Origin of the sequence: [Actinomadura] parvosata subsp. kistnae (assembly GCF_900323885.1) — a bacterium.
Lineage (GTDB): Bacteria > Actinomycetota > Actinomycetes > Streptosporangiales > Streptosporangiaceae > Nonomuraea > Nonomuraea composti.
Window position 1 is genome coordinate 1 of the sequence record NZ_OOHJ01000014.1, and the last position, 10,000, is coordinate 10,000.

Genomic DNA, 10,000 nt, shown 5'->3' on the forward strand with positions numbered 1-10,000 from the left:
ACTCCGACCGCTGGAACTCCCTCAACACCTCCGTCCTTTCGGAGTTCGTCCTGCCCGTGGTGTGGGGCATGCGCGACAACGACCAGACCGTACGCATCGTCCACCACGACACGGAAGCCGCCGTGCGTCTCGCCATCCAAACCGGCGGCACGGCCGTCATCCTCAAGCCACTGGCCGTCGATGACGTACTGGCAATAGCCGCCGGCGGTGAACGCGTCCCACGCAAGTCCACCTCCTTCGGCCCGAAACCAAGAACCGGCCTGGTCCTACGTACCTTCGCCACCGACTGAAGGCCCCACCGACTGAAGGCCCCACTGGCTAAGGGCCCCACTGGCTAAGGGCCCCACTGGCTAAGGGCGCCGCCGCCTGAGAGCACAACCGGCTGAAGGCACAGCCGGCTGCGACCACGGCCGGCCAAGGCTCGGCACCACGGCCAGGGCATGGTGGCGAGCTGGCGGGCAACCAGCCAAGGACCAGCCGACCGGGACGCGATCGGCTGAGGCGCAGCTGGTCGGGCGCACGCAGGAGCGACTCCCAGCACAGCCGGGCAAGGGCGCGATCAACTACGCGCATGACCGATCTGAGCACGACCAGCCGTGAGCGCAGCCGATCAGGGTTCGACCGGCTAAGGACGCAGCGGGCTGGCCTCTTCCAAAGGTAAGGAGCGTGAGGTGAAGGCGTGATCGGCGCGATTGGCGTGATCGACGTGATCGGCGTGGTCGGTGCGTGGGCTGTGGCTCATGGCGATGTGAGAGGGCGAGCCGGCCCCTGCGGCGAGGAAGGGCCATGCGGCGAAGGGTGACTCGCTGTATTCGGGGGGCTGGCCGGACTCCTCTGGGTCGGAGCAGGCGTAGTGGAGAGAAGGGTGGCGTCACAGGCGACTCCGCCACAGCGGCCCGGCTGTGACGGCTCGTCGCGCTGGGCCGCTCTCAGGCGCATCTCCCCCTCCTCTTAGCAGCGCCTGGCAACGCATTCCGCCGACCAGGCTGCCTTCCCCACAGCCCGGCCCCGGAACCATCGCCATCTCGCCAGGGTTCTGCCGGTCCCCGGCCGATGGACTGGCCGGGGACCGACCGGTGGATCGGCCGGTGGATCGGCCGGGGACCGACCGGTGGATCGGCCGAGGACCGACCGGGGACCGACCGGTGGATCGGCCGGTGGATCGGCCGCGGGCCGGGCGGTGGATCGGCCACAGACCGGCCGGTGGATTGACCGCGGGCCGGGCGGTGGACTGACCGCAGGCCGAGCGGTCGGTGGGGAGGTTAGCCGGTGGGGGCCAGGTAGGGGATCTGGCGGGGGATCAGGGCGGCGAGCATGGTGGGGTCGGCGTCGGCGGCCGGGGTGGGTGGGATGGCCGGCTCGGCCTCGTACGGTTTCGCGGTGCTCACCTCCACCTCGTATCGCCAGGTCTTGCCGGTGGTCGGGCCGTAGACGCGGCAGCGGAACGAACCTGTCACCTCCAGGTAGTCGCGGGGCTTGAGGGTGCGGACGACGGCGGCCGTCTCCGGGTTGAACGTGACGCACGGGACGCTGTCACTCAGCACCACCCCGCGTTTGTTGCGGCGGCGGCGGACGATGATGCGCCACTTCGTCACCGTGTCGCCGCTGGGCATGGGGTGCTCCTCCACCGGTGCTGACAGCCTGCCCACCAGCAAGACTTCGTTTCTGTCCACGGTCGTCCTCCTATCGGTGCTCTGGTGGAGATCACTCTCTACGATGAGGAGGAGGCCGGATCGGCTGAACGCCGTTCTGGGGACAACGGCTGGAGGCTCAGGAGTGGCTGTGGACAACATCACCGCGCTCGGCGGCGACGTCTATGAGATCGACACCAGAATGGCCGGGTTCGCGGGCATCACGGCTGGTTACCTGATCCTCAGCGACCGGCCCTGCCTGGTCGAGACAGGAACCTCTACCTCGGCTCCCGTGGTACGCGACGCGCTCGCCTCGCTGGGTGTCGGCCCCGAAGACCTGGCCACGGTCGTCGTGACCCACATCCACCTCGACCATGCCGGCGGGGTCGGGGACATCGCCAAGTTCTTCCCGTCGGCGCAGGTCGTCGTACACGAGAAGGGCGCCCGCCACCTCGCTGAGCCGTCCCGGCTCATGGCCAGCGCGCGCATGGTGTGGGGCGATCGGCTCGACACGCTCTTCGGCGAGCTGTCCCCCACCGAGGCCGAGCGCATCGTCGCCCTGGGCGACACCGGCGCCATCGACCTGGGCAACGGGCGCACGCTCAACAGCCACTACTCGCCCGGCCACGCCAAACACCACGTGGGGCTGGTCGACTCCGCCACCGGCGACCTGTACGTCGGGGACGCGGCCGGCGTCTACCTGCCCGAAACGGGCGACCTGCGCCCTGCCACCCCTCCGCCGGACTTCGACCTGAACACCGCGCTCGACTCGATCGCGCTGTTCGAGGCACTTGAGCCGCAGCGGTTGCTGTTCAGCCACTACGGGCCGGTTCATGCCGTTCAGGAGACGCTTGAACGGTCAGCCGAGGAGCTCCGGGTCTGGGTCGATCTCACCCGGCGAGCCCGATCCGAGGGCATGGACCTGGATCACGCGGTCGCCATGGTGCGGGACCGCACCAAGGAGCGGTACAAGGCGATGAGTGCCGACGAGGCCACCGCTGAGCAGTTCGAGCTGTTGAACGGCGCTTCGTCGAACGTCGCGGGGATCCTGCACTGGCTGAACCGGGTCTCCCCATGACCTCGCCGGTATTCGGGTGCTTTGCACCACCGCTGTCGCTGCCACCGCCGCCGTTGCAGTTGCTTCCGCTGCCGCCGCCGTTGTCGCTGCTTTCGCCGCCGCCATCGCTACCGCTATCGCAGCCACTGTCGCCGCCGCGACCGCCGCTGCCACCGCCGCCGCCGCTGCCTGTCGAACCCTGACCGTACGAGGACCTGCCACGCGAACATCTCTCCGACGGGACGTGCCGCTGAAGCACCTCGCCCGCCGCACGGGCCTTCCCCTCAAGCAGATGCAGGAGGGAAGGCTCGTACGGCGGGCGTGGGTGTCAGCGAGCGTCAGCTCTCGTTCTTCGGCTTCTTCTCGGTGCGCGATTCGGCATCGTCGTCCAGGACGTCGCCGAAGTTCGGCTCGATGAACGCCGGCGTGATGCCGGGCACTCCCGTCTCCGCGGCTGCCGCCTCCGGGGAGGCGTCGCCATCGGAGTCGTCCTCGCTCTCAGCGGAGGCTTCGTCCGCCGCCTTGGAGGCAGGGACGCGATCGTCTTCGTCAGCCTCGTCATCGGAAGCGGCCTCGACGTCGACATCAGCGCGCGAGGAGGGGGCGTAGGCGGCGTCAGCGTACTCGTCCACATCTGCGTCAGCCTCAGCGTTCGCACTGGCGACCGCCTCGACATCCGCATCCGCATCGGCGTCCGTGTCGGCATCGGCGTCGGCGTACTCGTCCGCGTCCTCGTCGACATCGGCGTCGATCTCGGCGGACAGGAGGTCTCCGGCCTCGGCCAGGGCCGCGGCGTCGTCCGCTTCCTCATCCACCCTGGCGACGTCCTCAGCCCCGGACACGCCCGCGTCGTCGAAGTCGTCCTCCTCGTCGAAGTCCTCCTCGACGTCCTCGATGACGGCTCCCGTCAGCTCCGCGTACCGCTCGGCCGCGTCCGTCTCCCCGTCCTCGTCGAACGCCATCGCCCTGCCGAACCAGTCCGTCGCCGCGTCCTGGTGCCCGGCGTCGGCCAGCGCGTCGGCGTAGGCGAACGCGAGTCGCGCCGACCACGGCCTCGGCTGCGGGTCGCGCAGCTCGGGCAGGCGCTGCAGGGTGATCACGGCGGCGTCGTGCTGGCCGAGGTCGCGGCGGGCACCGGACTCGACGATGGTCAGCTCGATGCGGCCGGCCCGGTCGAGGCGCTCGGCCTCGGGCGAACGTACGAGGTCGATGGCCCGCTCCGGACGGCCCATCCCGCGCTCGCAGTCGGCCATGACCGGCAGGTACGCGTCCGAACCGGTCATCCGCCTGGCCGCCCGCAGGTCGCTCAGCGCCTCCGAGAAGTGGCCGGCGCGGTAGGCGACGATGCCCGCGGCCTCGCGTACGACACCGATGCGGGCCGCGAACCTGCGTGCCACCTTCGTGTGCTCGTGCGCCCGGTCGGGGTCGTCCTCCTCCAGCGCGCGCTCGGCGGCGACCAGGTGCCGTCCGACCAGGTCGGCGAGGTCGCCGGGAAGCGATCGCAGCTCCTCGAGGACCTCCTTGTCCAGCTCGTCCACCGTGATGTCCGGAGGCACGTCGGGCAGCTTCTCGCGCTGCGGCGCCTCGGCAGCGCCCTCGGCGTCGCTCCGGCCGTACCTCGCGCGGGTGCCGGCGCCGGGACGCTCCTCACGGCCTTCACGAGAGAACGGACGGGAGTCGCGGTCGCCCCTCTCCCGGTAACCGCCCTCACGCCTGTCACCGGAACGGCCGCGGTCACCGAAGCCGCCCTCACGGCGCGGCCCACGGTCGTCACGGAAGCCGCCCTCACGGCGCGGCCCGCGATCGTCACGGAACCCGCCCTCACGGCGGGGCCCACGGTCATCGCGGAAGCCACCCTCGCGACGCGGCCCACGGTCGTCACGGTCACGGAACCCGCCTTCGCGGCGCGGACCACGATCACCGAAACCGCCCTCACGCCGGTCGCCGTAGCCGCCTTCGCGACGGGGCCCGCGGTCACCGAAGCCGCCCTCACGACGCTCACCGTAGCCGCCTTCCCTACGACGGTCGTCGCGGAAGCCGCCTTCCCGGCGCGGCCCACGGTCGTCACGGAAGCCACCCTCTCGGCGCGGTCCGCGATCACCGAACCCGCCCTCACGGCGCGGTCCACGATCGCCGAAGCCGCCTTCACGGCGGGGCCCACGGTCATCGCGGAACCCGCCCTCACGGCGCGGCCCGCGATCACCGAAGCCACCCTCACGGCGCGGCCCCCGGTCGTCGCGGTCACGGAAGCCGCCCTCACGACGGTCGCCGAAGCCGCCCTCGCGGCGCGGCCGCCATTCGTCGCGATCACGATAGGTACGGCGGTCGTCGCCCTCGCGGCGGGGACCCCGGTCCTCGAAACCGCCCTCACGACGCCCGGCGTAGCCGCCTTCACGGCGCGGCCCACGGTCGTCACGGAACCCGCCCTCACGACGGGGCCCACGGTCACCGAAGCCGCCTTCACGGCGGGGCCCACGGTCATCGCGGAACCCGCCCTCACGGCGCGGCCCGCGATCACCGAAGCCACCCTCACGGCGCGGCCCACGGTCGTCACGGAACCCGCCCTCACGGCGCGGCCCACGATCGCCGAAACCGCCCTCACGCCGGTCGCCGTAGCCACCTTCGCGGCGCGGGCCGCGGTCGTCCCTGTCGCGATAGGTACGGCGGTCATCACTCCGAGGCCCGCGATCGTCCCCCTCGCGCCTGGGGCCGCGGTAACCGCCTTCGCGGCGCGGCCCACGGTCGTCACGGTCGCGGAACGGCCGGCGCTCGTCGCCCTCGCGGCGGCCTCCTCGGTCGTCTCGGGTGTCGTCGCGCCTGGGGCCGCGGTCACCGCGGTTGAAGGAGCGCGACTGGTCGTCGGAACGGAACGGACGGTCGCCGCCGGAGTCTCGCCCGCGAGAGCCGTAGCCGCCGCTCCTGCCACTTCCGCCGGAGCGCCTGTCACCGTAGTCGCCGCGCCCGGCCTGTCCGCCGTCCGATCCGTTATCTCTGTTCACTTCTGGTCCATTTCGTTGGCTCACCCAGCGGACTCACAACGACGGTCCACCGTGGCTGGTCGCCGCCCGCCCCGCGGGCCTTACGCGACGAAGGCCACCCGTGGGGGTGGCCCGGTCTCTCCAGCCTAGCAAGTCACCGAACGTCCACGAGCCCAACGCAACCCCGATATTGATTGGACCGCAAACACCCGGTCAGCGAGACTGCTCCGCATGTCACTACGCTTCCACGAAATCGCCGAGTCCCGGCACCGGATTCTGAACCCGTTGACGGACGACAAGCTCAACCTGCTGGGCGAGATCTGCCACTTCGGCTCCGGCACCCGCATCCTGGATCTCGCGTGCGGAAAGGGCGAGCTCCTTTCCCGGTGGGCGGCCGATTACGGCATCCAGGGCGTCGGCGTCGACATCAGCAAAGCTTTTCTGAACGCCGCCGCAATCCGCGCGGAAGAGCTGGGCGTGGCCGACCGGGTCGAGTTCGTGGAAGCCGACGCCAGCGCCTATGAGGCCGCTCCGGAGTCGTACGACGTGGTGTCCTGCATCGGCGCGACCTGGATCGGCGGCGGCCTGACGGGCACCCTGGAGCTGATGCGCCGCTGGCTGCGCCCGAACGGCATCGTGCTGGTCGGCGAATGCTATTGGACGTCACCGCCCCCGCCCGAGGCCTGCAACGCACTGCAGGTCGACAAAGACGCGTTCACCTCATTGCCCGGCACAGCGGAACGAGCCGAATCGGCCGGGTTCGAGCTGCTGGAAATGGTGCTGGCCAACCCGGACAGCTGGGACAGGTACGTCGCGAGCCAGTGGTGGACGATCAGCGACTGGCTGCGCGAGAACCCTGATGATCCGGACGCGCCGGCGATGCGTGGTTTCCTGACGCAGGCACGTCGTTCCCATCTGGAGTACGGCCGTGACTACCTCGGCTGGGGCGTCTTCGTCCTGCGCCCGTCCTGAACCCGGAGGCCCGGCCCGCCGTTCGGATGGCCGGGCACGGGCCCGCACATTCCCCCAGAAAGCAGAAAGGGCCCCGACGAATCGGGGCCCTTCCTATAAAGATTGTCCGGCGGTGACCTACTCTCCCACACCCTCCCGAGTGCAGTACCATCGGCGCAGGGAAGCTTAACTTCCGGGTTCGGAATGTAACCGGGTGTTTCCTTCCCGCCATAACCGCCGTAACCCTATGAAACAATCAAACACACCTGTTTGTTGTCTCAGAATTGCTTAGTGGACGCGAGCAAGAGTTGCTTTGTGGTCAAGTCCTCGGCCTATTAGTACCGGTCAGCTCCACACGTTACCGCGCTTCCACCTCCGGCCTATCAACCCGGTCGTCTACCGGGAGCCTTACCCCCTCACAGGGTGGGAGACCTCATCTCAAGGCGAGCTTCCCGCTTAGATGCTTTCAGCGGTTATCCCTTCCGAACGTAGCCAACCAGCCGTGCACCTGGCGGTACAACTGGCACACCAGAGGTTCGTCCGTCCCGGTCCTCTCGTACTAGGGACAGCCCCTTTCAAGTCTCCTACGCGCGCAGCGGATAGGGACCGAACTGTCTCGCGACGTTCTAAACCCAGCTCGCGTACCGCTTTAATGGGCGAACAGCCCAACCCTTGGGACCTACTCCAGCCCCAGGATGCGACGAGCCGACATCGAGGTGCCAAACCATCCCGTCGATATGGACTCTTGGGGAAGATCAGCCTGTTATCCCCGGGGTACCTTTTAGCCGTTGAGCGACACCGCTTCCACACGCCGATGCCGGATCACTAGTCCCAGCTTTCGCTCCTGCTCGACCCGTCAGTCTCACAGTCAAGCTCCCTTGTGCACTTACACTCAACACCTGATTGCCAACCAGGCTGAGGGAACCTTTGGGCGCCTCCGTTACCCTTTAGGAGGCAACCGCCCCAGTTAAACTACCCACCAGACACTGTCCCCGATCCGGATCACGGACCAGAGTTAGACGTTCAAAACGACCAGAGTGGTATTTCACCAATGACTCCACCCGAACTAGCGTCCGAGCTTCCCAGTCTCCCACCTATCCTACACAAGACGCTCCAAACGCCAATGTCAAGCTGTAGTGAAGGTCCCGGGGTCTTTCCGTCCTGCTGCGCGTAACGAGCATCTTTACTCGTAGTGCAATTTCGCCGGGTCTGCGGTTGAGACAGCGGGGAAGTCGTTACGCCATTCGTGCAGGTCGGAACTTACCCGACAAGGAATTTCGCTACCTTAGGATGGTTATAGTTACCACCGCCGTTTACCGGCGCTTAAGTTCTCACCTTCGCCACATTGCTGCGGCTAAGCGGTCCCCTTAACGTTCCGGCACCGGGCAGGCGTCAGTCCGTATACATCGTCTTACGACTTCGCACGGACCTGTGTTTTTAGTAAACAGTCGCTTCCCCCTGGCCACTGCGACCCCCACCAGCTCCGAGTGCAAGACTCATCACCAGCAGAGGTCCCCCTTCTCCCGAAGTTACGGGGGCAATTTGCCGAGTTCCTTAACCACAGTTCACCCGATCGCCTTAGTATTCTCTACCTGACCACCTGAGTCGGTTTAGGGTACGGGCCGCCACAACACTCACTAGAGGCTTTTCTCGGCAGCATAGGATCATCCACTTCACCACAATCGGCTCGGCATCACATCTCAGGCACATGGAACGCGGATTTGCCTACGTTCCGCCCTACATGCTTACCCCAGGACAACCATCGCCTGGGCTGGACTACCTTCCTGCGTCACCCCATCGCTTACCTACTACCCAATCAGGCCGAGCGTTCGGTCTAACACCGCCTCCGAAGAGGCAGCTGACTTAAGGACTCTTAGTATCAAGGGGTTCAGTATGGGCGCATTGAAGCGGGTACGGGAATATCAACCCGTTGTCCATCGACTACGCCTGTCGGCCTCGCCTTAGGTCCCGACTTACCCTGGGCGGATTAGCCTGGCCCAGGAACCCTTGGTCATCCGGCGCGAGGGTTTCTCACCCTCGATTCGCTACTCATGCCTGCATTCTCACTCGCACAGCCTCCACAACTAGATCACTCTGCTGCTTCGCCGGCTGCACGACGCTCCCCTACCCACCAACAACACAAAGCTGTCAGTGCCACGACTTCGGCGGTGTACTTGAGCCCCGCTACATTGTCGGCGCAGAATCACTTGACCAGTGAGCTATTACGCACTCTTTCAAGGGTGGCTGCTTCTAAGCCAACCTCCTGGTTGTCTCTGCGACTCCACATCCTTTCCCACTTAGCACACGCTTAGGGGCCTTAGTCGGTGATCTGGGCTGTTTCCCTCTCGACTACGAACCTTATCGCCCGCAGTCTCACTGCCACGCTCTCACTTACCGGCATTCGGAGTTTGGCTGACGTCAGTAACCTTGTCGGGCCCATCGGCCATCCAGTGCTCTACCTCCGGCAAGAAACACGCAACGCTGCACCTAAATGCATTTCGGGGAGAACCAGCTATCACGGAGTTTGATTGGCCTTTCACCCCTACACACAGATCATCCCCCAGGTTTTCAACCCTGGTGGGTTCGGTCCTCCACCCAGTCTTACCTGAGCTTCAACCTGCCCATGCGTAGATCACCCCGCTTCGGGTCTACAGCATGCGACTCAAACGCCCTCTTCAGACTCGCTTTCGCTACGGCTCCCCCACACGGGTTAACCTCGCCACACACCATAACTCGCAGGCTCATTCTTCAAAAGGCACGCAGTCACATCACACACCAGCAAGCTGATGTAAGCTCCTACGGCTTGTAGGCACACGGTTTCAGGTACTATTTCACGACCCCTCACCGGGGCACTTTTCACCTTTCCCTCACGGTACTCGTGCACTATCGGTCATCAGGGAGTATTTAGGCTTACCAGGTGGTCCTGGCAGATTCACACAGGATTCCTCGAGCCCCGTGCTACTTGGGATCCCCTCCAGCAGTCCATCCGATTTCGTCTACCCGGCTCTCACGGTCTACGGCGCCCCTTCCCAGAGGCTTCAACTATCAGACAGATTTATCACTGCTTGGCCGACCGGCAGATCGACCCAGAAGGTCCCACGACCCCGGACATGCAACGCCTGCCGGCTATCACACACGCCCAGTTTAGCCTCATCCGCTTTCGCTCACCACTACTCACGGAATCACTCTTGTTTTCTCTTCCTACGGGTACTGAGATGTTTCACTTCCCCGCGTTACCACCAACCGCCCTATACATTCAGGCGGAGGCAACACCACATGACTGGTGCTAGGTTTCCCCATTCGGACATCCCCGGATCAACGTCTGGTTGGCGACTCCCCGAGGCTTAACGCAGCCTCCCACGTCCTTCATCGGCTCCTGATGC

Annotated in this window: 5 protein-coding genes, 2 rRNA genes and 1 pseudogene (1 of these 8 cut by a window edge); 4 read left to right on the plus strand and 4 right to left on the minus strand. The window is 66.2% G+C overall.

Features of this window, described 5'->3' with window-relative positions; genetic code table 11:
- Nucleotides 1-290, plus strand: a pseudogene (locus KIS93_RS14665) (DUF1015 family protein); the annotation flags it as partial.
- 972 nt (nucleotides 291-1,262) lie between these two features.
- Here KIS93_RS14665 and KIS93_RS14670 read toward each other — a convergent pair.
- A complete protein-coding gene (locus tag KIS93_RS14670) occupies nucleotides 1,263-1,673 on the minus strand; it encodes a single-stranded DNA-binding protein (protein ID WP_186404236.1) in 411 nt (136 codons plus the stop codon).
- Nucleotides 1,674-1,782: 109 nt separating this feature from the next.
- On the opposite strand from KIS93_RS14670, the gene KIS93_RS14675 reads away from it, so the two are divergent.
- Nucleotides 1,783-2,709, plus strand: a complete 927-nt coding sequence (locus KIS93_RS14675) for an MBL fold metallo-hydrolase (protein WP_186404237.1) — start codon at nucleotides 1,783-1,785, stop codon at nucleotides 2,707-2,709.
- Nucleotides 2,710-3,026: 317 nt separating this feature from the next.
- On the opposite strand, the gene KIS93_RS14680 is transcribed toward KIS93_RS14675, so the two are convergent.
- Nucleotides 3,027-4,244, minus strand: coding sequence for a hypothetical protein (locus KIS93_RS14680; RefSeq protein WP_230466448.1), 1,218 nt, complete (start codon nucleotides 4,242-4,244; stop codon nucleotides 3,027-3,029).
- Between KIS93_RS14680 and KIS93_RS14685 the strand changes: the two genes are divergently transcribed.
- Together KIS93_RS14685 and KIS93_RS14690 are read left to right on the plus strand one after the other, a co-directional pair.
- Nucleotides 4,149-5,816 (plus strand): hypothetical protein, encoded by a 1,668-nt coding sequence (locus tag KIS93_RS14685; RefSeq protein ID WP_186404238.1) that lies wholly within the window; start codon nucleotides 4,149-4,151, stop codon nucleotides 5,814-5,816. The genes KIS93_RS14680 and KIS93_RS14685 overlap by 96 nt on opposite strands.
- 81 nt (nucleotides 5,817-5,897) lie before the next feature.
- On the plus strand, nucleotides 5,898-6,638 hold the full coding sequence (locus tag KIS93_RS14690; RefSeq protein WP_080037038.1) for an SAM-dependent methyltransferase: 741 nt from the start codon (nucleotides 5,898-5,900) through the stop codon (nucleotides 6,636-6,638).
- A 104-nt stretch (nucleotides 6,639-6,742) separates the two neighbouring features.
- On the opposite strand, the gene rrf is transcribed toward KIS93_RS14690, so the two are convergent.
- Nucleotides 6,743-6,859 (minus strand): 5S ribosomal RNA (rrf, locus tag KIS93_RS14695).
- Nucleotides 6,860-6,932: 73 nt separating this feature from the next.
- Nucleotides 6,933-10,000 (minus strand): 23S ribosomal RNA (locus KIS93_RS14700) (it continues 35 nt past the right edge of the window).